Source organism: Bacillus sp. SIMBA_074, assembly GCF_046534555.1.
In the GTDB taxonomy this organism is placed as follows: Bacteria; Bacillota; Bacilli; order Bacillales; family Bacillaceae_G; genus Bacillus_A; species Bacillus_A mycoides.
The window spans coordinates 43,141-63,734 of record NZ_JAWRYM010000031.1 but is presented as its reverse complement, the minus strand read 5'-3'; the positions used below and the strand labels follow the sequence as shown (position 1 = coordinate 63,734).

Annotated in this window: 20 protein-coding genes and 5 pseudogenes; 19 read left to right on the top strand and 6 right to left on the bottom strand. The window is 35.6% G+C overall.

From position 1 onward, the window contains the following. Positions 1-523 (top strand): annotated as a pseudogene (locus tag SB773_RS24470) (hypothetical protein); the annotation flags it as partial. 180 nt (positions 524-703) lie between these two features. Then, positions 704-970 carry an ArsR/SmtB family transcription factor gene (locus tag SB773_RS24465; protein ID WP_000661861.1) on the top strand — a complete coding sequence of 89 codons (267 nt, stop codon included), beginning with the start codon at positions 704-706 and terminating at the stop codon, positions 968-970. 247 nt (positions 971-1,217) lie between these two features. Here the strand turns inward: SB773_RS24465 and SB773_RS24460 are convergent, their stop codons facing one another. Further along, the gene (locus SB773_RS24460; RefSeq protein WP_002033301.1) at positions 1,218-1,541 is read right to left on the bottom strand and encodes a winged helix-turn-helix transcriptional regulator; all 324 of its coding nucleotides are present in this window, start codon (positions 1,539-1,541) and stop codon (positions 1,218-1,220) included. A 124-nt stretch (positions 1,542-1,665) separates the two neighbouring features. On the opposite strand from SB773_RS24460, the gene SB773_RS24455 reads away from it, so the two are divergent. From SB773_RS24455 to SB773_RS24435, 5 genes are all read left to right on the top strand, one after another. After that, the gene (locus tag SB773_RS24455; RefSeq protein ID WP_012261316.1) at positions 1,666-2,199 is read left to right on the top strand and encodes an NAD(P)H-dependent oxidoreductase; all 534 of its coding nucleotides are present in this window, start codon (positions 1,666-1,668) and stop codon (positions 2,197-2,199) included. 211 nt (positions 2,200-2,410) lie between these two features. Continuing rightward, entirely contained in the window at positions 2,411-3,913 is a 1,503-nt protein-coding gene (locus SB773_RS24450) for a class I adenylate-forming enzyme family protein (protein ID WP_060750649.1), read from the top strand. A 144-nt stretch (positions 3,914-4,057) separates the two neighbouring features. Further along, positions 4,058-4,621, top strand: a complete 564-nt coding sequence (locus SB773_RS24445; protein WP_060750650.1) for a GNAT family N-acetyltransferase — start codon at positions 4,058-4,060, stop codon at positions 4,619-4,621. Further along, a complete protein-coding gene (locus SB773_RS24440) occupies positions 4,618-5,322 on the top strand; it encodes an SDR family NAD(P)-dependent oxidoreductase (protein WP_410592679.1) in 705 nt (234 codons plus the stop codon). Before SB773_RS24445 ends, SB773_RS24440 begins: the two co-directional genes overlap by 4 nt. A gap of 75 nt (positions 5,323-5,397) precedes the next feature. Further along, positions 5,398-6,297, top strand: a complete 900-nt coding sequence (locus SB773_RS24435) for a PhzF family phenazine biosynthesis isomerase (protein WP_060750652.1) — start codon at positions 5,398-5,400, stop codon at positions 6,295-6,297. A 155-nt stretch (positions 6,298-6,452) separates the two neighbouring features. On the opposite strand, the gene SB773_RS24430 is transcribed toward SB773_RS24435, so the two are convergent. Then, positions 6,453-6,662: a hypothetical protein gene (locus SB773_RS24430; RefSeq protein ID WP_044443258.1), complete on the bottom strand. Its 210-nt coding sequence runs from the start codon at positions 6,660-6,662 to the stop codon at positions 6,453-6,455. Between the two features lie 176 nt (positions 6,663-6,838). On the opposite strand from SB773_RS24430, the gene SB773_RS24425 reads away from it, so the two are divergent. From SB773_RS24425 to SB773_RS24415, 3 genes are read left to right on the top strand one after another with little or no spacing between them, the layout of a single operon-like run. Next, a complete protein-coding gene (locus tag SB773_RS24425) occupies positions 6,839-7,678 on the top strand; it encodes a phosphotransferase family protein (RefSeq protein WP_410592676.1) in 840 nt (279 codons plus the stop codon). A gap of 27 nt (positions 7,679-7,705) precedes the next feature. Beyond that, a complete protein-coding gene (locus tag SB773_RS24420; protein WP_410592674.1) occupies positions 7,706-8,263 on the top strand; it encodes a DUF7010 family protein in 558 nt (185 codons plus the stop codon). 29 nt (positions 8,264-8,292) lie between these two features. Then, the gene (locus SB773_RS24415) at positions 8,293-9,117 is read left to right on the top strand and encodes an MBL fold metallo-hydrolase (RefSeq protein ID WP_410592672.1); all 825 of its coding nucleotides are present in this window, start codon (positions 8,293-8,295) and stop codon (positions 9,115-9,117) included. Positions 9,118-9,267: 150 nt separating this feature from the next. Here the strand turns inward: SB773_RS24415 and SB773_RS24410 are convergent. Both SB773_RS24410 and SB773_RS24405 read right to left on the bottom strand, forming a co-directional pair. After that, positions 9,268-9,685 (bottom strand): annotated as a pseudogene (locus tag SB773_RS24410) (SRPBCC family protein). A 168-nt stretch (positions 9,686-9,853) separates the two neighbouring features. After that, a pseudogene (locus SB773_RS24405) lies at positions 9,854-10,528 on the bottom strand (aldo/keto reductase); the annotation flags it as partial. Positions 10,529-11,099: 571 nt separating this feature from the next. On the opposite strand from SB773_RS24405, the gene spxA reads away from it, so the two are divergent. The 4 genes from spxA (at position 11,100) to SB773_RS24385 (ending at position 12,806) form a co-directional block, all read left to right on the top strand. Further along, positions 11,100-11,495 (top strand): transcriptional regulator SpxA, encoded by a 396-nt coding sequence (gene spxA / locus SB773_RS24400; RefSeq protein WP_410592670.1) that lies wholly within the window; start codon positions 11,100-11,102, stop codon positions 11,493-11,495. Positions 11,496-11,543: 48 nt separating this feature from the next. Further along, positions 11,544-11,678, top strand: a complete 135-nt coding sequence (locus SB773_RS24395) for a BA3454 family stress response protein (RefSeq protein WP_000573526.1) — start codon at positions 11,544-11,546, stop codon at positions 11,676-11,678. Between the two features lie 219 nt (positions 11,679-11,897). Beyond that, positions 11,898-12,311 carry an Rrf2-family transcriptional regulator SaiR gene (saiR, locus tag SB773_RS24390; RefSeq protein ID WP_410592668.1) on the top strand — a complete coding sequence of 138 codons (414 nt, stop codon included), beginning with the start codon at positions 11,898-11,900 and terminating at the stop codon, positions 12,309-12,311. 162 nt (positions 12,312-12,473) lie between these two features. Further along, positions 12,474-12,806 carry an IDEAL domain-containing protein gene (locus tag SB773_RS24385; protein WP_060750659.1) on the top strand — a complete coding sequence of 111 codons (333 nt, stop codon included), beginning with the start codon at positions 12,474-12,476 and terminating at the stop codon, positions 12,804-12,806. 182 nt (positions 12,807-12,988) lie between these two features. On the opposite strand, the pseudogene SB773_RS24380 reads toward SB773_RS24385, so the two are convergent. Beyond that, positions 12,989-13,192: pseudogene (locus SB773_RS24380) on the bottom strand (VOC family protein); the annotation flags it as partial. A 559-nt stretch (positions 13,193-13,751) separates the two neighbouring features. Between SB773_RS24380 and SB773_RS24375 the strand changes: the two are divergent. Continuing rightward, positions 13,752-14,261 (top strand): heme-degrading domain-containing protein, encoded by a 510-nt coding sequence (locus SB773_RS24375; RefSeq protein WP_060750707.1) that lies wholly within the window; start codon positions 13,752-13,754, stop codon positions 14,259-14,261. 127 nt (positions 14,262-14,388) lie between these two features. Here SB773_RS24375 and SB773_RS24370 read toward each other — a convergent pair. Beyond that, positions 14,389-14,475 (bottom strand): annotated as a pseudogene (locus SB773_RS24370) (winged helix-turn-helix transcriptional regulator); the annotation flags it as partial. Between the two features lie 408 nt (positions 14,476-14,883). Here SB773_RS24370 and zwf point away from each other — a divergent pair. The 4 genes from zwf (at position 14,884) to fsa (ending at position 20,279) form a co-directional block, all read left to right on the top strand. After that, on the top strand, positions 14,884-16,368 hold the full coding sequence (gene zwf, locus SB773_RS24365) for a glucose-6-phosphate dehydrogenase (RefSeq protein WP_410592665.1): 1,485 nt from the start codon (positions 14,884-14,886) through the stop codon (positions 16,366-16,368). A 39-nt stretch (positions 16,369-16,407) separates the two neighbouring features. Continuing rightward, a complete protein-coding gene (gene tkt, locus SB773_RS24360) occupies positions 16,408-18,402 on the top strand; it encodes a transketolase (protein ID WP_410592663.1) in 1,995 nt (664 codons plus the stop codon). Positions 18,403-18,514: 112 nt separating this feature from the next. Continuing rightward, complete coding sequence (gene gnd / locus SB773_RS24355) at positions 18,515-19,408, top strand: phosphogluconate dehydrogenase (NAD(+)-dependent, decarboxylating) (RefSeq protein ID WP_060750662.1); 894 nt, start codon at positions 18,515-18,517, stop codon at positions 19,406-19,408. A 202-nt stretch (positions 19,409-19,610) separates the two neighbouring features. Further along, positions 19,611-20,279 carry a fructose-6-phosphate aldolase gene (gene fsa, locus SB773_RS24350; protein ID WP_060631636.1) on the top strand — a complete coding sequence of 223 codons (669 nt, stop codon included), beginning with the start codon at positions 19,611-19,613 and terminating at the stop codon, positions 20,277-20,279. Positions 20,280-20,594: the final 315 nt, after the last annotated feature.

The following is a 20,594-nucleotide window of genomic DNA, read 5'->3' as shown; positions in this document are numbered from 1 at the left end:
AGGAAATAATGGAAATGGGCAAGGAAACAACGGCAGAGGGTCACAAGGAAATAATGGAAATGGGCAAGGAAACAACGGCAGAGGGTCACAAGGAAATAATGGAAATGGGCAAGGAAACAACGAAAGAGAATCGCAAGGGAATAATGGGCATCAGCAAGGAAACAACGGCAGAGGGTCACAAGGGAACAATGGAAACCAGCAAGGGAACAACGGAAGAGAATCGCAAGGGAATAATGGAAATGGTCAAGGGAACAACGGAAGAGAATCGCAAGGGAATAATGGGAATGGTCAAGGGAACAACGGAAGAGGATCACAAGGGAATAATGGGAATCAGCAAGAGAATAACGGTAGAGAATCGCAAGGGAATAGTGGGAATCAGCAAGAGAACAACGGTAGAGGGTCACAAGGGAATAATGGGCATCAGCAAGAGAACAACGGTAGAGGGTCTCAAGGGAATAATGGGCATCAGCAAGAAAACAACGCTAGAGGATCGCAAGGGAACAATGGTAGAGGGTCTCAGTAAGGAAAGCTCCTACCACATAATATCGAGTGAAAGAAAAATCTATAGAATATTGAACAGAGGGATTCCTTCCATCTGAAGGAATTTCTTAATATTTTTTAAAATGACGGACATAAAATCGTATATCCTTTCGAATTATATATATGGATATCATTAATAGTTATATAAAAGGGGAGAAAAAATATGAAAGAAATGTATGAAGAAATCACTGAAGTATTAAAGGTGTTGGCGCATCCTGTCCGTTTATCATTAGTAAAGATAATGCTTGCAAAAGGTCCTATTAACGTAACGACAATGTATGAAACATTACAAATGCCTCAAAGTACAATTAGTCAACATTTATCTAAACTAAAAGCTACTAAAGTCGTTACAGGTACTCGGAAAGGATTAGAAATTTATTATGAAGTAACAGATAATCGTACAAAAGCGATATTATTAAGCTTGGCTTAAAGGGTAACTGTTTAGATTTCAAAATTAAGTAAGCAATTCAGCGACTATAATTTTCTTATTAACATTAGTCGTATGTGTTGTTGTTTTTAATTTGTTTAATACATTTCTTTATTAGGGTCTTGCCGTATCACTATCAAGCTAAAGTTTAAATGGATTATAAAAATGAAAGTTTTCTTATTAGGGTCTTTTTGTTAGCTTGATAGTGATGTGCCATTCCCACTAGTATGTAAAGAATTTGGTAGTTTTTTTAGTCATGTAATCTTTTGATCTGATGGTCTTTTCCCCATTCAAATAGTTCATCCATAATTTGCATTAAAGATTTTCCATGTTCGCTTATTGTGTACTCAACCTTTGGTGGTACTTCTTGATATACAGTACGATGGATAATCCCATCAGCCTCAAGTTGCCGAAGTTGCTGTGTGAGAACTTTTTGTGTAATGTTTGGAATTTCTCGTTTTATTTCATTTGTTCGCATTTTTCCATCCGCCAAAACACATAAAATATGAATTTTCCATTTTCCACCGATCACGTCGAGTGTCGTTGCGATTGGGCAATTATCATTTTGATTCATATAACACCTCCAAAGGTACTTTAAGGTTCCTATAGCACTTTAAAGTACGTACTTTTCAATTATATGTGACTCATTCATACTAATACTAAAGCGTTTGAATTATTTATAAGGGGGAAGAAAATATATGAAAACACTTGTAATTGTAGCACATCCTGATATTGAAAAGTCTCGAATTAATAAAAGATGGGTAGAAGAACTTGAGAAATATCCAGATGAAATAACGGTGCATGAATTATATAAAGTGGCACCAAATTGGGAATTTAATATTGAAGAAGAACAAAAGCTGTTAGTAGAGCACGACCGATATATATTTCAATTTCCACTCTACTGGTATAGCTCACCACCATTATTAAAAAAATGGTTCGATGATGTATTAACATATGGATTTGCCTACGGATCAAAAGGGGATAAAGTGAAGGGGAAAGAATTTGGTTTAGCTATTTCTATGGGTGGCTTAGAAAAAGACTATAAAAATAGCGGAATTACAATGGATGAATTAACGAAACCATTCCACGCTACGAGCTTATATACAGGAATGGAATTTATACCATCATTTTATTTATATGGTGCGGAATATGAAATCAGTGATGAAGAGATTGACAAAAGTGCACCTGAGTATGTGAAATATGTGATGAATAAGGAGTTTTCTAATATATAAGGAGAAATAGCCATTTACTTGTTAAGTAGATGGCTATTTTTGTTTATCCCGCATTAACCGCCCGTAAGGTGTGGACTAATAATCAGTGGGGATGAACACCCCACATCGACTAAAGATTCACTTCATTTAAATTCACTAAGTTTAATCTTTAGTAAATTAATAATTAATCTGGTAAAATAAAAATCCTAACATATATAAAGGGGAGTTTTACTTGAGAACGATGCGACAATTATTACAAAAAAGAGCAATGCAGTCACCAAATTTGGAAGCGCTTATCGGTGGAGAGAAAAGGTATTCGTTTCAGCAGTATAATGAACGAGTAAATCAGCTTGCACATTATTTGTTACATACCGGTGTGAAAAGAGGGGATCGTATAGGAATTCTATGCAAAAATAATCATCCGTTTCCAAGCGTTATGATGGCAAGCTTAAAAATTGGAGCGGTATTTATTCCGCTTAATCATCAGCTTACTGCTTATGAATTAGAATCGATTGTAAAAGAAGCGAGATTAAAAGTATTAGTTATTGATGATGAATTTAGTGAAGTTGTATTAAAGATTAATGCAGTTAAAGAAATTCCTTATGTAATTGAGACGACAAAAGAAGGATTTGGCTCATTTGAATTAAAATTAAAGGAACAGCCAATAACAGATCCGAATGTGGAAGTTCATGAAGATGATGATGCCATTTACTTATTTACTTCAGGAACGACTGGACAGGCAAAAGCATGTGTAATTGGTCATAAAAACTTACATCATTATTTTACTGAAATTGCGGGGCAAAGAGAAATTCCAGCAGGTGAACGCTTTTTATCAGTGCACCCATTGTTTCATATGAGTGGCGTGCTTTCTATTTTAAATTGTATTTATCATGGCATTACGATGGTCTTTTTAGCTGATTCGAATCCTACTCTTATTTGGGATAAGATTGAAGAAGAGAAAATTACTACAATGCTTGCGTTCCCAGCTGTTTATAGTTACATGCTTGATGAATTAGATAAAAAAGAGCGCAACATTTCGGCCTTTAAAGTAGCGCAAAGTGGTGGTACAAAGGTGCCAGAAACACTCATTCAAAAATATATGGAAAAAGGTATTTATATGGTGCAAGGTTATGGGAGTACAGAAGGTTGGGTAGTAACTTCTTGGCATCCAAATATGGGAAAAGAAAAAATGTCTTCCGTAGGGAAAACACTTAAGCATGTTGAGCTGAAAATTGTTCATCCAGAAACAGGTGATGAGCTAACAACAAATGAAGTTGGAGAGATCCACGTAAGAAGCCCGTACATGTTTAAAGGATATTGGAATAATGAAGAGGCAACAAAGAAGGTAGTAAAAGATAATTGGTTTAACATGGGTGATGCCGGTATGATAGATGATGATGGGTTTCTACATATTATGGGAAGATATAAAGACGTTATCGTACGCGGTGGTGACAACGTATATCCAGATCAAGTAGAAGATGTAATTCATGAAATAAATGGTGTTTTAGAAGTTGCAGTAGTTGGGATTCCAAATGACTTTTGGGGGGAGGTTCCAACAGCTTACATTGTAAAGGATATTCAAACGTCTTTAACAGAAGAAGAGATTATTCAGCATTGTAAAGAAAAACTAGCAAGCTATAAAATACCAGAAGTTGTATTTATGGACGAATTACCGAAAAACGCTTTAGGGAAAGTGTTGAAGAGGGAATTAAGGGATGTTTTTCTTGTGAAATAAAAGGTTATTAAATAATGAAGAATCCAGTTATGTAAAAAGCATAACTGGATTTTTGTTTATAAAAAACATAATGATTTACTAGATTTTGTATTTTGTGTAAGATAATAAAGAATATTCAATTAACAATTAAAGGAAGAGATATAAATGAAGCTGCCACTATTACAAGTAGAGACAGAGAGACTGATTATTCGTCCATTTCAAAAAGAGGATTATGAAAGTTGGTTAGATGGATTCAATAAGAGGTTACCATCTCAATATAAATACGATGATGGCTATCATGACATGTCGTCTTCAACGAAAGAATGGTTTACGGAATGGATAAGAGGATTTGATGAGGCGGCAAGACGGGATGAAATGTACGTATTAGGCATATTCCGAAAAAAAGATGGAGCGAATATTGGAAAACTAGAGCTTATTAAAATTTTGCGTATGGATTATCAATGGGCGATGATGGGATACACAATACATAATCAATACTGGAAAAATGGATACGGGATCGAAAGTGTAAAATCGACGTTACCGTTGTTTTTTAATAGTCTTCAATTTCATAGAATTGAATTACATATAAATGTTGATAATGAGCCATCCGTTCGTCTTGCAGAAAGAGCTGGTTTTTCATTTGAATGTATGAGAAAGGCGTTTTCTATGGGGAATGGTAAGTGGGCAGATTTTCTTATTTATTATAAAAATAAGGAGATGAGTATATGAAGGTACTTATTACAGGTGGAAATCGTGGATTAGGGTTACAGTTAGTGAAAGTATTTCATGAAAATGGACATATCGTTTATCCATTAGTTAGAAGTGAGGAAGCGATAGGACAATTGAATAAGGTTTTTACTTCTAGATGTTTTCCTATATTAGCAGACTTGTCAGATGATGAGAGTACTGAGCGTATTAAGGAGCAAATTGGAGAGTACACAGAGCATATTGATCTAGTTATTAATAACGCTGGAATTACTGGAAAGGAAACTGAAATTTTACGTACAAATTCAGAAGAGTTAATGGAACTATTTAACCTTCATTGTTTAGGTGTTATTCGAGCAATAAAAGGTACGTATTCAGCTTTAACTAAATCAAATCAGCCGAGAATTATAAACGTATCATCTCGTTTAGGCTCTTTACATAAAATGGCCGAAAAAGAATTTCCACAAGGGCAGTTCTCATATTCATACCGGATCGCAAAAGCTGCACAAAATATGTTAACGCTCTGTTTACAACAAGAGTTTGCGGATAAAGGAATTTGTGTAACCGCAATTCACCCTGGAAAATTAAAGACTGACATCGGTGCTTTTGATGCGAATATGACTCCTGCTGAAGGAGCTCAAAATATATATGATTGGGTAATGGATTCAAATGAGGATGTTTCGGGTAAGTTTATTGAACCGGGTGTAGGGGAGTTGAAGTGGTAATGTACGATCTTACAACCATTCAAAATATATTTGGACCTTCAAAAAAAATTTAAAAGAGGATTAGGGGATATGAGAATGAAAAAAGTAAACGTAGTCCATTATGATGCATTTAGTAATAAACCGAATATGGGAAATCCAGCAGGTATTGTATTAGAGGCGGATGGATTAACGGAAGAGGAAATGCAGCGGATTGCTGAAAAAGTTGGGTTTAACGAAACGTCTTTCGTTCTTTCTTCAGAAGTAGCAGATATAAAAATGCGTTATTTTACACCAGGGTTTGAAATGGATTTATGTGGTCATGGGACAGTTGGGACTATATATGCTTTGCGTGAAAGAGGTTTATTAGAAGAGGAAACAAATCTTACGATTGAAACGAAGGCAGGGATTTTACCAATACAAATAGGTGTAAATGAAAATGGAGAAACCTTTATAAAAATGAGGCAGGCAGCACCTCAGTTTAAAGACTTTACAGGTTCAGAAGAAGAATTAGCTCATAGTATCGGTTTAGAAGTAAATGATTTAGATGTAAGTTTGCCGATTGTATATGGAAATACTGGTAATTGGACTGTAATTGTACCGATTAAAAATCTAGATTCATGTGAGAGAATGAAACCTAATAATGTTGCATTTCCATCGGTATTAAAAGAAATACCTAAGGCTTCGATTCATCCACTTTGCTTAGAGACATATGATGCAGAAGCAAAAATGCACGGTCGTCATTTCTCATCACCTTATTCTGGAACGATTGAAGATCCAGTGACAGGAACAGCTTCAGGTGTAATGGGAGCATATTATGCGACGTATTTGGAGAAAGATTTTGACCATGAACTGGAGTTAATCGTTGAGCAAGGACAGGAAATAAATAAAGATGGTCGTGTAACGGTTTATGTAACGAAAGATGTAGAAAATGATAACTTACAAATTGATATTGCTGGAACAGCGGTGTATGTAAAAGAGTTTGAAATTTCAATATAAAGTGAAACTTTAATCAGCCCTCACCAATCGGGCTTTTACGGGCAGTTGATTCCCCACCTAACTTCTTTGCTTCCGCTGAATTTTGAGGTGGAGGTCTTACTGCAAGGCAAATAGCGGGATAAAAAAAGAAAGCCCGGAATACATCCAGACTTTCATTATCTGTTCAACACTTCAATATACGAAGCATCTCCAGTTGTTCTTAAAGCAGAGCGGAAATTGTTGTTTTCTAACGTTTTAGCGACTTGTTGTAATTGCTGTGCATCATCATGATGGATAAGTAAGCTGTCGGCACCGCTTTCTTCTATATGAATGTGTTCGACACTTCCAATGGCATCATGTACTGCTTTTAAAAATTCAGGTTTCATATTGTCCTCCTAATATGTATGTAACGTTGTTGTTAGTATTTCCTTATTTTTGAAATATAAAAGTAAATGATTTTTTGTTATATTAAGATTTTGGAAGGGGTTTCCTATTCGTTTGTCAAATAATAGTAAAGTTGTCTTTTGAATTGGGGGAATCTTCGGAATTAAAGGGTGAGAGAATGGACATTTCAATAATTGCTGCACAACTAGTTAAGGAGAAAGTTATTTCACATGATCCAAATAGCGTAAAAGCGTTGAACGGAGGAACGACAAGTACTGTATATTTGTTGGACGAAAAATATGTAGTAAAGCTGAATGAAGCGGAAGTAATACGTGAAGAAGCTAATTTTCTCTCATTTTATGAGGAGAATAGTTTATTTTCAAAGCTTTTGTATAAGGAGCCTTTACATACATATTTCGTGTATTCTTTCCTTGAAGGTAATACTTCGTGTAAACAAGGATATAAACGAAGTACGCTTCGTACACTTGTAAAAGAAGTTATCAATAAGTATAAAATGGTTCCAGGGGCAGCAGGCTGGGGATGGAAAGAAAGTCCGGTTCAATCTTGGAATGAATTTTTAACGGCAAATGTGATGGAAGCTTATGAAAATGTAAGACGTTACATAAGTGAGGAAGATTATAGAATTGTTCTTAAACTAGCAAATAGGGATGCCGGAGTAAATCAGCCATTTTTATTACATGGTGATTTCGGATTTCATAATTTTATATTTCGAGAGAATAGGTTACATGGGGTAATTGATCCGTTACCTATTTTAGGAGATCCTTTATATGATTTAATTTATGCGTTCTGTTCAACTCCGGAAGATGTAACAAAAGAAGCGATCGATTATGTGATGAAACAATGTGTATTTCTTAAAAAAAATCGAGATCTATACGAGGAAATAGTCATAGGATTATATTTGCGTATAGATACATGTTTGAGACACCACCCGAAAGATTTAGAAGATTACTTAGTAGCTTGGCGTTATTGGATGAACGAAATTGAGCCGGCTTTATAGTACAAATAGTTTGGGGGAGATAGTGAAATGAACATAGCAGAAGCAAAACGAGATTTAGCACAAAGAACGAAGAGGGGAGTTCCTGTTATAATAGCTGGTATTTTGTTTTGGATTGTAGCGAGTGTAACGGGTATTCTTCTTTCAGAAAAACAAGTTGTGTGGGTGTATTTAATTGGTATGGGTTGTGTATTTCCTTGTGGCTTAATGATAGCTGCTATATTAAAAATTGACATGTTTGCGAAAGGAAATCCGCTAGGGACTTTAGCTGGAGTAATTGGTGGGATAAATGTATTGAATATTCCGTTTGTATTACTTGCATACTTTCAATTTCCAGAATGGTTACCTTTTGTAGTAGCAATGTTAATAGGTGTTCATTTTTTACCATATGTATGGATTTATGAAAGTAAAAGTTATGGTTTTTTATCAGTAGGAACTGTATTAGTAACGTCAGTATGTGGGATTCTTTTTGCGGAAAAAGGATTTATTGTAATTCCTATGGCGGTTACAGTTGTCTACTTTATTACTCTTATAAGCGTATCACTTGAAAATAAAAAAGCAGAAAACTATCAACAAATATCAGCTTAATAAAAAATTAAAGAGATAGGGGAATGACTATGAATAATTTCGTTTGTACAACGTGTGGCGTGCAGTATGCAGCGAGTGTGGAAGAACTGGTAAGTTGTGTTATTTGTGATGAGGAGAGACAATATATTAATCCGAAAGGGCAGTCTTGGACGAGTTTAGAAAACTTGCAAACGAGTGATACATATAAAAATGAAATTATAGAAGAAGAAAATGGGCTTTATAGTATTACGACAAAACCAGAATTTGCGATCGGTCAAACGGCATTTGTAGTAAAAACAGAGTCATATCGTTTGTTATGGGATTGTATTACTTATTTAGATGACACGACAATTGAGAAGGTAAAAGAGTGGGGCGGATTAGATGCAATTGCACTATCTCATCCGCATTATTATTCAACACAAGTAGAATGGGCAGAAACATTTGATGTACCAATTTATATACACGAAGACGATAAAGAGTGGGTTATGCGCCCGAGTAGTCGTATTATTTATTGGACTGGTGAGTCTTTACAATTAGCAGATGGAATTACTGTGCATCGTCTCGGAGGACATTTTAGTGGCGGTTCTGTATTACATTGGGAAGAAGGAAATGATGGGAAAGGTATATTATTAACAGGTGATATCATTCAAGTTGTAGCGGATCAACAGTGGGTGAGCTTCATGTACAGCTATCCAAACTTAATCCCACTACCGGCGAGAAAAGTTGAGGAAATGGCGAATCGAGTGAAACCGTTACAATTTAATCGTTTATATAATGCTTTTCACCGAGTAGTAAAAGAAAATGCAAATGAGGCAGTGGAACGTTCTGCGGAAAGATATATGAAAGCGATAGAAGGAAAGCTGTTTCGTACGTAAAGGAGTGCTAGATTAATGAAAAAGACGATTTACACTTTGGACCACAAGGTTATGAGTATTTAGCGAAGTTAATTAGTAAAAAGTTAAAAGGGATTCTAGAAGAAGCAAAGCGCCCAGCGCTTTGCTTTTCATTGTTTCTTTTAAAGTAAATCAATCTAGAAATGCTTGTTGCAATGCCTTCAGACCATCGCTGTAGATGCTATGAAACAGATTAATTGCCTCTTCATCATTAACCCCTACAGGAGTGAAGTTACCAGACCACTCTACTAACGATGTGTTACTTTCAGTACCTTCTTTAACCTGAATCGTGGATAGATAATTAGTGACTGGAAATGGTGTATTCATAATTGAATACGTGTAGTAGCGCTCCTTATCATTGAATACTTCTAAGCGCTCTATAATCGTATCACCATCTGGATTAGCTAGATGGTGATACGCGTCCACCTTCAGTTACTTTACTGCTAGGTATATAAGGTAACCAGTCTGGAAGGGAGTTGAAACCTCCGATTAATTGCCATACTTGTTCAGGTGAAGAAAAAACTGTCATAGATGTAGTAGTATGTGCCATGTTCATTACGCTCCTTTTTATCCCACTATTTGTGGGCAGTAAAACTCCCACCTCAAAATTCGGCTGGGGCAAAGAAGTTAGGTGGGAGATCAACTGTCCGTAAATGCCCGATTGGTGAAGGCTAATAATCAGTAGGGGATAAACCGCCCCACTGATTAAAGGTTCACTTTATTTAACGTTGATTGGTAGTGGTGCATTAGGTGCTACTAATTTTTGTTCGCGCATTTCTTCCCAGAATGCCGTTGGAATTACTGTGTTTAATGCAGCTTGGTCTTCTACAATTCGTTCCGGCTTACTTGCGCCAGGAACAACAGCTGCAACAGCTGCAACAGCTGCAACAGCTGGATTAGCTAGTGAAAATTGTAATGCAGCAGCTTTGATGCTGATTTCATGACGATCTGCAAGAACTTTGATTTTCTCAACTTTTGCAATGATTTCTGGTGATGCTTTTTGATATTCGAAGTGAGCACCTCCAGCAAGAATACCTGAGCTATATGGGCCACCAACAACAATATCCATATTATGCTTTACAGCTGCAGGCATTACTCGTTGCAAGGCACGCTCGTGGTCTAATAATGAATAACGACCAGCTAACAAGGATATATTTGGCTGCGCTTCTTCTAAATCAAGCATCAGTTCAATGGATTCTACTTTGTTTACTCCAAGTCCCCAACCTTTAATGACCCCTTCTTCACGTAAACGTGTTAGCGCACGGAATGCTCCTGTACGAGCCGTTTCAAATTGTGAAATCCACTCGTCGCCATAAAAGTCTTGTGCTAAATCATGAATGAAAACAAAGTCTAGACGATCTGTTTTTAAACGTTTTAAACTTTGCTCAATAGATGTGAAAATCAAAGGCTGACCAAACCAATCTATGCCATCTCATTGCCTGACAAAATGCATTATAAAAGTATTTAAACAGTTAAAAAAGTACGCACTTTAAAGTACGATGGGTACTAAAAGGTAAAGTAGGTAATTTCTAATACTGTATTACTCACTCAACTCTTACATATGCCATTATGAAATGTATTTTACATAATAAAAAGTATGTACTTTAAAGTGCATTTGGAACTGGTTAGCGTAACACTACGGGGACATTCACGCAAAAGAAAACGATTTGTTACGTTGATAGATTTAATCCAAGACTTAACAGTTGATTAATATAACTGTAAAGTTTAAAATTACAGTATGGTTTTAAGAAGTGAGTTGTCATCGTCTGTAAAATGTAGATACAGTAATTTTATTAAAGCATCATTTTAAAAGGAAACGGATAGTTAAGATAAATTAAATATTGTCGAATAAATAACATTACGTGAATTTGATTCTAAACTGTAATTTTTTTTAATACATTTCAATAATCCATATTTAAAGTAATTGTACGTTTGATAAAGAACATTAAAGGAGTGAGTAAAATATGGTGATTCTATATACGACAGCAAGCTGTGGTTCATGCCGAAAAGCTAAAGCATGGCTTGAGGAGTATCAAATTAATTATATTGAAAAAAACATCGTATCAAATTCTATGACAGTTGATGAACTTAAATCAATTCTTCGTTTAACTGAAGAGGGGGCTACTGAAATTATTTCAACTAGATCTAAAACTTTTCAGGAATTAAATATAAATATCGAGGCGCTTTCGCTTAATGAATTTTATAAATTAATAATTGAACATCCACAAATGCTGCGTCGCCCAATTATGCTGGACGAAAAAAGATTACAGATTGGTTTTAACGAGGAAGAAATTCGCAAATTTTTACCACGTAGCGTTCGAACAGTTTTGAACATGGAATTGCAAAAGTTGGCTAATTAATAAGTAATATTTCTTAAGGGGAATTTTTTTGAAAGGAGGAAGTAGAAGATGATTGAAGTATGCGTTACAGTTAATTATAAAAATAGAAACTATCAAACAAATGTTATTGTGAGCAAAGATACGATATGGACAAAAATTAAACAATTAGCAGAAGAACAAGTTAAGAAACAGTGGGATTTTTAAATTTATTTTAAACTTAAAAAGTATGAATGATAAAAAGGTTGTTCAAATAGCTAAATGAAGTTATTTAGACATAGATGAGCTAGGATAGAATACAAAGGAATTTATTTCTTCATGGTAAGAATTATTTATATATCTTAACGTTTGACAAACTTATCTGTAATATTTATAGTTACAGTATGTTGGAAAGTGATTAGCAATTTATATCGTAGGAGGAAGACTATGAATAGTGATTTTACCTTGGCCATTCACAGTTTAACTTATCTAGCTCTACAGCCAGACCGAATGTCAACAAGTAATTCTATTTCAGAAAGTGCAGGTGTTCATCCAGTACGCATTCGCAAAGTGTTAAGTTTGTTAAAAAAACATAAGTTTATACAATCAAAAGAGGGAATTGGTGGAGGTTTTATTTTCGCTCGAGATTTAAGTGAAGTTAATCTCTGGCATATTTATCAAATAACCTCAGAAGGTGCTTTGCAACCTAAATGTCCAGAATCGAATGACCAGTGTATTGTAGGTTCGAATATGCGAAAAGTCCTTTTTGCTATTTTCTTAGGTGCTGAAGAACATCTAGGTGAATATTTAAAGAACTATACGATGAAAGAAGTAGTCGATCTAATCAATCAAGAACGATAAACGGCTTAATTGTTACATAGCCGTGTAGTTCTGATTGTTTAAGTGTAATAAAAAACATTACAGTTTGAGTTTTTTGTATATCTTGTTTGTCGCCTCTAAAAATGAGGAACTACTCCTAATATATTAATACTAAAATCATTTGTAGGAAGGTGAAAAGGTATGATGTCAAATAATAATCATGTTTTAAAAGTAGGAGATTGGGTTCGTGGAATATCAAAAGAGGGTGAATTAATACTTGGTTATATTGAATCATTTGATAATGTAGGGGAAGTAGTTAAGGTTAATGTTGTTAAATGTGACAACAGAGATACAATAAGTAAAACAATGTCCTTTTTGAGTAACCATGTAAAAAAACTTCCTGAATCAAAGGCAATAAACAAGGAGCAAATCCTTTTTCTTATAGATTTAGCATTATTAACAGGAGACGAAGAATGGTTTATCGGACTTTCTTCAAAATTAAACTCAATAAACGAGTTAGTTAATGGGGGAGTTTGAAAATTATAATAAATATGATATCTATTTGTATTTTTAAGTTTCTGTAAAATCAATCCTTCGGTTTTAAATAGTTCCATTCATCAAATATTAGCTATCATCAACAACTTAGATGTGTAAAGTCATTTCACTGCTAATAACGATAATTATGTAAATAAGCTGTCCATATGGGCAGCTTATTGTAATTAGTCACGTCTAAATGGACCTTTTGGAGCAATAAGCTCTAAATTAGTACCATCTGGATCACGGAAGTAGGCAACTCCTGTACCAAATCCAGATTTCAAGCCATCTTCTTCCTGAAAGACAATCGGCTCGCCATCGGGTTGTACCCCCATTGCTTTTAGACGTTCTACAGCGGCATCGATATCTTTTACTTCAAAACAAAGATGCTATGACAAACAAGTTTCCTTTAAAAATTCATTCTTTTCATTAATGTTTTACTGTAATTAAAATGAGCTTTTGATAGAAGTTCTATTCTAAGTCTTTTATAACAATATAGGAAAGAGTTTATACATATAATCGTATCGTGAACGAAGGTCTTTATTATGAATAAAGACATGGGAAATATAAGAGTGTTTTTCGAGCAGGAAAGAATCTAATACCGACTAGATTCTTTTTGTTTCATTTGATAAAAAAAGCTATGAATGAATGTGGATTGCAGTCATTGAGCAGAAAAAGTTTTATATTAAAAATATTATTGTTTAGTACATACATTTTTAATGTGTTAAATATATTTCATAATAGCCTACGCAAGAGGGGGATAAGTAGGATAGTACTTTAAAGTACCTATAGCACTTAAAAATGCTTACTTTTTATCATTCATAATAGCACTAGTAAGGAGAAAACAAGCTTTACGGTACTAGTTACCGATGCTGTTACAGCAGTTTATTTAGATTCAGAAGTATTGAAAGGTGATACTTTAGAGTAGGGTAATTTCAAAAAATGCCAATGTGGCATAAAACGATTATGGAGGTTGAAGATATGAGTACTTCAAATTTGAGTGAAATAAGTAAACAAATTTTAATAGACGAGGAAACACTTCAATTTTCCTCTTTTACAAATGAAGATGCCTTGCAATTAGGTTTATTTATCGTTGAAACAGCAAAGCGAGAGGGAAAATTGATTGCTGTTGATATAACAAAAAATGGTGTGCAATTATTTCATTTCAAGATGACAGGGACAACTGAGGAAAATACGAAATGGATTGAGCGTAAAAAACGAGTCGTTTCCCTGCATAATCATAGCTCGTATTATATGCAGATACAAAGTGAAATAACTGGAATTTCATATAATGAAAAATATCTGTTAGATGCTTCGGAATACGCTGCGTTTGGTGGATGCTTTCCTATCCAAATAAAAAACGTAGGGGCTATTGGAATGATAACAGTTTCAGGATTACCACCAGAAGTAGATCATGAATTGGTTATAAGAGCAGTTAAAAATCATTTGAATCAATAATAAAAGTAACTTTAATGGTTAATTAAAAAAGGCAAAAACGGACATATCCCTGTTCGTTTTTGCCTTTTTATTATTTGTCTACTGTAATGAGAATAGACGTATTTTCATTTTTTTCGAGATGACATTCTTAAAAAGTGCAAAGTGAATCTAGTATGGACGCTAAAGGCCAACCATATTCGGCTAAAGAACATTTTATTTTCGGTGGTACGCTATTCATTGAATTATACCGTCTGCTTCTAATAAATAGACAAAAACTGAAAAATATTACGAAATGAAAAGTCTTTAATTCGAGACATTTTTCTTGACGATAATAATTTGTGTAGTTAATATGCTAGATGTAAGGTTATCTAATAACTAAAAGTAATTAAATATATATTGTTAAGTATAGTTCGATAAATAAGCAAGTTGTGGTAGAAATGCTTTGAATTGCCACTATTGATATTGGGGACAATTAGAAAGCGAAAGGTATAAAGAATTGAAATTTGATAACTCTTTGTTTTTTATAAAAAGAAAAGAGTTAGAAGATAAGAAGAAGCAAGAATGAATCAACAAGAGTATGAGCTTCTGTACAATTCATTTTTAATATAGTGACAATGATTATACACCATGAGGGGGACTGAAATTGGAATCAATGACCTTTGTTTTATTTGGAGCGACAGGGGACTTAGCTAAAAGAAAAATTTACCCCGCACTATATAACTTATATAGAGATAAAAAGATTCCAAAGCAGATATCCGTTATCGGGCTTGGAAGACGTCAAGTATCTCATATAGATTTTCAAAAAAAAATAAAAGAATCAATAGAGACGTTTTCCCGTCATAGGGAGGAAGGTACTCCAGAACTCGAAGGTTTTTTAGATAATTTTCGCTATTGCCCGTTAGATGTGAGTAAGCCGGAAGACTATGAGAGGTTATTACAAGTAGTTCGTGAAAGGGAAGAAGAACTAAATATAAAAGGGAATAGAATGTTCTATCTTTCAGTTGCACCTGACCTTTTCGAGACAATTGCTTTAAATATTAAGGAAAGCGGACTTGATAGAACAGATGGATGGAAACGCTTGATGATTGAGAAACCGTTTGGACACGATCTTACATCTGCTCGTGAGCTTAATGATAAGCTTAGTCGCACGTTTGAAGAAGACGAGATATACCGTATTGATCATTATTTAGGTAAACCGATGATTCAAAACATTGAAGCACTCGAATTTGCAAATCCTGTTCTCCAATCGATTTGGAACAAAGAACATATAGCGAATGTGCAAATAACAGCTAGTGAAACAGTTGGGGTTGAAGAAAGGGCCGGATATTATGATCAGGCAGGAGCCATTCGAGATATGGTTCAAAATCATATGTTACAAATATTAATGATGACTGCTATGAATCTGCCGGAAAAGATTAACGCATCTGAAATCCGAGAGGAAAAACGAAAGGTAATGGAGACGCTTCGTAAAGTGAAAAAAGAAGACGTTCAGAACCATATCGTTCGAGGGCAATACTCTTCAGGAGAGGTAAATGGTCAACAAGTTGTAGCATATAAAGAGGAGCCAGGAGTAAATCCTTCTTCTAACATAGACACATTTGTTGCTGCTCGCTTATGGATCGATAATCCATTTTGGACTGGCGTTCCTTTTTATATACGAACAGGCAAAAGAATGAAAGAAAAGTCTACTCGTATTGTAATCGAATTTAAAAATACGTTAAAACAGCAATATCAAGAGAATAATCCAAATGCAGAACCTAACTTATTAATAATTGAAATTAGTCCAGGTGAGAATGTTTCATTACAGTTAAATAGTAAAAACCCATTGAAAAATGGAGAGATTGAACCGATCCGTATTAATTTTACTTGCGAGCAAGCGGATGTGGGAGTACCTGAAGCGTATGAAAGACTCATCCATGATGCTGTGAGTGGAGACTCTACATTCTTTGCACATTGGAGAGAAGTTGAATTGTCATGGGAATGGGTACAGCCAATTCTTGAAGCATTCGAGGAAAACTTATTGCCACTTCATGAATATCAGTCGGGTTCATATGGTCCAGATGCGGCTAATGCTTTATTGCAAGAAAGTGAATTTAAATGGTGGTTAGATCGAAAAATTGAAAAATAAGTACATTCTGAAATGAAGGTATTTAGGGGGACAATTACTATGGCACATAACATGAATCAATTAGCAGTTAATACACTTCGTACTTTATCGATTGATGCTATTAACGCGGCAAATTCAGGGCATCCAGGTCTTCCGATGGGAGCGGCACCAATGGCTTATGCATTATGGGCGAATCATTTAAATCACAATCCTAATCATCCAGAATGGTTTAACCGTGATCGTTTCGTTTTATCGGCGGGACATGGATCGAGCCTACTATATAGCCTACTTCATTTAGCTGGGTATGACGTTTCAATTGAAGACTTGAAAAGTTTCAGAAAGTTAAATAGTAAAACACCGGGACATCCTGAGTTTGGTCATACCCCTGGAGTTGAAGCGACTACAGGCCCGTTAGGACAAGGAATTGCCAATGCTGTCGGAATGGCAATGGCGGAAGCTCATTTAGCAGCGAAGTTTAATGAGGATGGTCACTCTATTATAGATCACAATACGTACGCTTTAGTTGGAGATGGTGATTTAATGGAGGGTGTCTCTTATGAAGCGATGTCAATGGCAGGACATATGAAACTTGGTAAGTTAATTGTGCTATATGATTCAAATGAAATTTCACTTGATGGTGAATTAAACATTGCTTTCTCTGAAGACATTCAGAAAAGGGTAGAATCTGCACAGTGGCAGTATGTAAGAGTTGAGGATGGAAACGATGTTGATGCTATTACAAAAGCCATTACATTAGCGAAAGAAAATACGGACCAACCTACTCTTATAGAAATTCGAACGATTATAGGTTATGGAAGTCCAAAAGTTGCTGGAACGAACAAAGCACATGGTAATCCGCTTGGAGTAGAAGAGGCGACAGCGACAAAACAAGTGTATGGTTGGCATTATGAAGAAGATTTCTTTGTGCCTGAAGAAGTAACAGCTCATTTTAATGATTTGAAACAAAAAGGTATGGAAAAAGAGAACGACTGGAATGAACAGTTCAACTTATACAGAGAAGCGAATCCTGGACTAGCAGATGAATTAGAAAAAGCGATTACAGGTGAGGTTTTAATCGAAGCGAATGACATTCTATCCTTTAATACTGGTAAAACTATTTCAACTCGTGTTGCAAGTGGGGAAGCTATTAATCATTATGTGAAATCGATACCTTCTATTTTCGGTGGAAGTGCGGATCTTTCTCATTCTACTATGACAGATATGAAAGGTGAAGCTGTGTATGCAGTAGAATCATTTGCTGGCCGAAATATATACTTCGGTGTACGTGAGCATGCAATGGGTGCGGCAGCTAACGGACTGGCTCTTCATGGAGGAGTAAAACCTTTCGTAAGTACATTCTTTGTATTTAATGATTATCTTCGTCCATCGATTCGACTTGCTGCATTGCAAAAGTTACCTGTTACTTATGTATTTACACATGATTCGATTGCTGTAGGAGAAGATGGTCCAACGCATGAACCAATTGAACAATTGGCAGCTCTTCGGGCAATTCCTGGTCTAACAGTTATTCGCCCGTCAGATGCAAATGAAACAGCCAGTACTTGGGCTTATGCTTTACAGCAAACGGATGGTCCAGTCGTTTTAGTACTTAGCCGTCAAAATTTACCGGTGTTTGATGAAACGAAAGCGAATATAGAGAATCTCTCTAAAGGAGCTTATATATTAACGCAAACAAATGAAAATCCGGATGTAATTTTAATCGCGACAGGTTCTGAAGTATCCTTGGCTGTTAGTGCGAAAGCAAAATTAGAACAAGACCATGTTTCTGTTCGTATCGTTGCAATGCCGAGCTGGGAATTATTCGATCGCCAATCGAAAGAGTATAAAGAATCGGTTCTTCCGTCTTCAGTAACAAAGCGAGTATCTCTTGAGATGGGTGTCTCTCTCGGCTGGGAGCGTTATGTAGGACAAGAAGGAAAAGTACTATCAATTGAAACATTTGGAGCTTCAGGAACTGGAGCTGAAGTCATGAATCTATTTGGATTTACGACAGAAAATGTTGTTCAAATTACAAAAAATGTATTGAATTCTTAAACTATGACTGTGAATACCTTTCGGGACATATGGATTTGTCAAGACTGAAAGGTATTCAAAATCGTAGTGATATGGATTTTTAATAAAAGATAATCTGAGGAGGAATTATATTATGCAAGTAGGGTTAATTGGTTTAGGTAAAATGGGATTAAATTTAGGGAAAAATTTAATGGATCATAAACATGAAGTAGCAGCATTTGATTTAAATACGAGTGCAGTAGAAGAAATGAAAGAGTATGGGGCTACAGGTACATCTAGTTTAAGTGAACTTGTTCAGTCATTAGAATCACCAAGAATTCTTTGGGTTATGGTTCCGCACGCTGTTGTTGATTCTGTCATTAATGAGGTTACACCGCTGTTATCAAAAGGAGATATTTTAATTGAAGCTGGAAATTCACATTATAAAGAGTCTATCCGCCGATATGAGCAATTAAAGAAAGATGGCATTCACTTTATGGATGCAGGTACTTCTGGCGGAATGGAAGGCGCTCGTAATGGTGCTTGTTACATGATCGGAGGAGATCAAGAAGCTTGGGAAATCGTTGAACCTATCTTCCGCGATACAGCTGTAGAAAATGGATACTTATATGCTGGGAAAGCTGGTAGTGGTCACTTCTTAAAAATGGTTCACAACGGAATTGAATACGGGATGATGGCTGCTATTGGTGAAGGATTTGAGATTTTAGAGAAAAGTGAATTTGATTACGATTATGAAAAAGTATCAAGAGTATGGAACAACGGTTCAGTAATTCGCTCTTGGTTAATGGAATTGACTGAAAATGCATTTTCTAAAGATGCAAAACTGGATGAAATTAAGGGCGTTATGCATTCTTCTGGTGAAGGGAAATGGACAGTAGAAACAGCATTAGATCTTCAAACAGCAACTCCTGTTATCGCAATGTCTCTATTAATGCGCTATCGCTCATTAGACAATGATACATTTACAGGAAAAGTTGTAGCAGCTCTGCGCAATGAATTTGGCGGACATGCAGTAGAAAAGAAATAAAGTGAAACTTTAATCAGTGGGGTTCTTTATCCCCCACTGATTATTAGCCTTCACCAATCGGGCTTTTACGGGAAGTTGATCCCCCACCTAACTTCTTTGCTTCGCTGAATTTTGAGGTGGGGGTCTTACTGCCTGGCAAATAGCGGGATAAACATCCTAAAAATTTTACTCATTAACGTTTAAAAAATGGAGGGAATGGATCATGAAGTTTTTTATTGATACTGCAAATCTTGAGGACATAAAAAAAGCATATAAACTTGGAGTTTTAGCTGGTGTTACAACGAATCCTTCTTTAGTAGCAAAAGAGGGCGTTAAGTTTGAAGACCGTATCGCAGAAATTTGTCAGGCAGTACCTAAAGTTGAGTCTGTTTCGGCAGAAGTAACGCCAGATGCTGTTACAGCTGAAGAAATGATTGCTCAAGCAGAAGAATTAATTAAAATTAACGGTGGCGATAAAAACGTCACGATAAAACTTCCGATGACGTTAGCTGGATTAGAAGCTTGTCGCTATCTTACTGAAAAAGGTGTGAAAACGAACGTTACACTTATTTTCACTGTGAACCAAGCTCTTTTAGCGGCCCGAGCAGGTGCAACGTACGTTTCTCCATTTTTAGGACGTTTAGATGATATTTCTGAAGATGGTGTACTATTAGTTGCTAAAATTGCTGAATTATTCGATATTCATCAATTAGATACACAAATTATTGCGGCTTCTGTCAGACACCCAGACCATGTAACTCGTGTAGCGCTGGCAGGTGCTCACATCGCAACAATTCCTTATAAAGTAATTGAGCAACTTGCTATGCACCCATTAACAGATCAAGGTATTGAAAAGTTTGCCGCGGACTGGGCAAAAGCGCCTAAATTATAATGAAGTGAAGTTTTCACTAATTGCTTTTTCACGAGAGGGCCACTCCCTATGTAACTTCATTCTGTAAACTTAATCTCGAGTTTGGCATCTTATTACGTGAAAACGGCAATAGAAAAAGAAACGATTCATTTTTAAAATAGCACAATAGTTATGAAAAGGACCCCCTTATGAGAGTAAAGTTTGTTAAAACGTAACTCTCATAAGGGAGAGTCTTTTTTCGTATAAATCATGGTACTCTCAAGTATGTATATGTAAATATCCTTCTCACCCAAGGAAGAACTTTGTGGGTGCTCTTTTGTTATAGGAATATTTTGA

Bases quoted from the DNA above. Each gene is read 5' to 3' on its own strand.
- SB773_RS24440 (WP_410592679.1), top strand. From the start codon at position 4,618: ATGAAGGTACTTATTACAGGTGGAAATCGTGGATTAGGGTTACAGTTA.
- SB773_RS24375 (WP_060750707.1), top strand. From the start codon at position 13,752: ATGTGGCATAAAACGATTATGGAGGTTGAAGATATGAGTACTTCAAAT.
- spxA (WP_410592670.1), top strand. From the start codon at position 11,100: ATGGTGATTCTATATACGACAGCAAGCTGTGGTTCATGCCGAAAAGCT.
- SB773_RS24455 (WP_012261316.1), top strand. From the start codon at position 1,666: ATGAAAACACTTGTAATTGTAGCACATCCTGATATTGAAAAGTCTCGA.
- SB773_RS24445 (WP_060750650.1), top strand. From the start codon at position 4,058: ATGAAGCTGCCACTATTACAAGTAGAGACAGAGAGACTGATTATTCGT.
- SB773_RS24395 (WP_000573526.1), top strand. From the start codon at position 11,544: ATGATTGAAGTATGCGTTACAGTTAATTATAAAAATAGAAACTATCAA.
- SB773_RS24465 (WP_000661861.1), top strand. From the start codon at position 704: ATGAAAGAAATGTATGAAGAAATCACTGAAGTATTAAAGGTGTTGGCG.
- gnd (WP_060750662.1), top strand. From the start codon at position 18,515: ATGCAAGTAGGGTTAATTGGTTTAGGTAAAATGGGATTAAATTTAGGG.
- SB773_RS24385 (WP_060750659.1), top strand. From the start codon at position 12,474: ATGTCAAATAATAATCATGTTTTAAAAGTAGGAGATTGGGTTCGTGGA.
- SB773_RS24415 (WP_410592672.1), top strand. From the start codon at position 8,293: ATGAATAATTTCGTTTGTACAACGTGTGGCGTGCAGTATGCAGCGAGT.
- SB773_RS24420 (WP_410592674.1), top strand. From the start codon at position 7,706: ATGAACATAGCAGAAGCAAAACGAGATTTAGCACAAAGAACGAAGAGG.
- SB773_RS24435 (WP_060750652.1), top strand. From the start codon at position 5,398: ATGAAAAAAGTAAACGTAGTCCATTATGATGCATTTAGTAATAAACCG.
- SB773_RS24460 (WP_002033301.1), bottom strand. From the start codon at position 1,541: ATGAATCAAAATGATAATTGCCCAATCGCAACGACACTCGACGTGATC.
- SB773_RS24425 (WP_410592676.1), top strand. From the start codon at position 6,839: ATGGACATTTCAATAATTGCTGCACAACTAGTTAAGGAGAAAGTTATT.
- fsa (WP_060631636.1), top strand. From the start codon at position 19,611: ATGAAGTTTTTTATTGATACTGCAAATCTTGAGGACATAAAAAAAGCA.
- SB773_RS24430 (WP_044443258.1), bottom strand. From the start codon at position 6,662: ATGAAACCTGAATTTTTAAAAGCAGTACATGATGCCATTGGAAGTGTC.
- saiR (WP_410592668.1), top strand. From the start codon at position 11,898: ATGAATAGTGATTTTACCTTGGCCATTCACAGTTTAACTTATCTAGCT.
- tkt (WP_410592663.1), top strand. From the start codon at position 16,408: ATGGCACATAACATGAATCAATTAGCAGTTAATACACTTCGTACTTTA.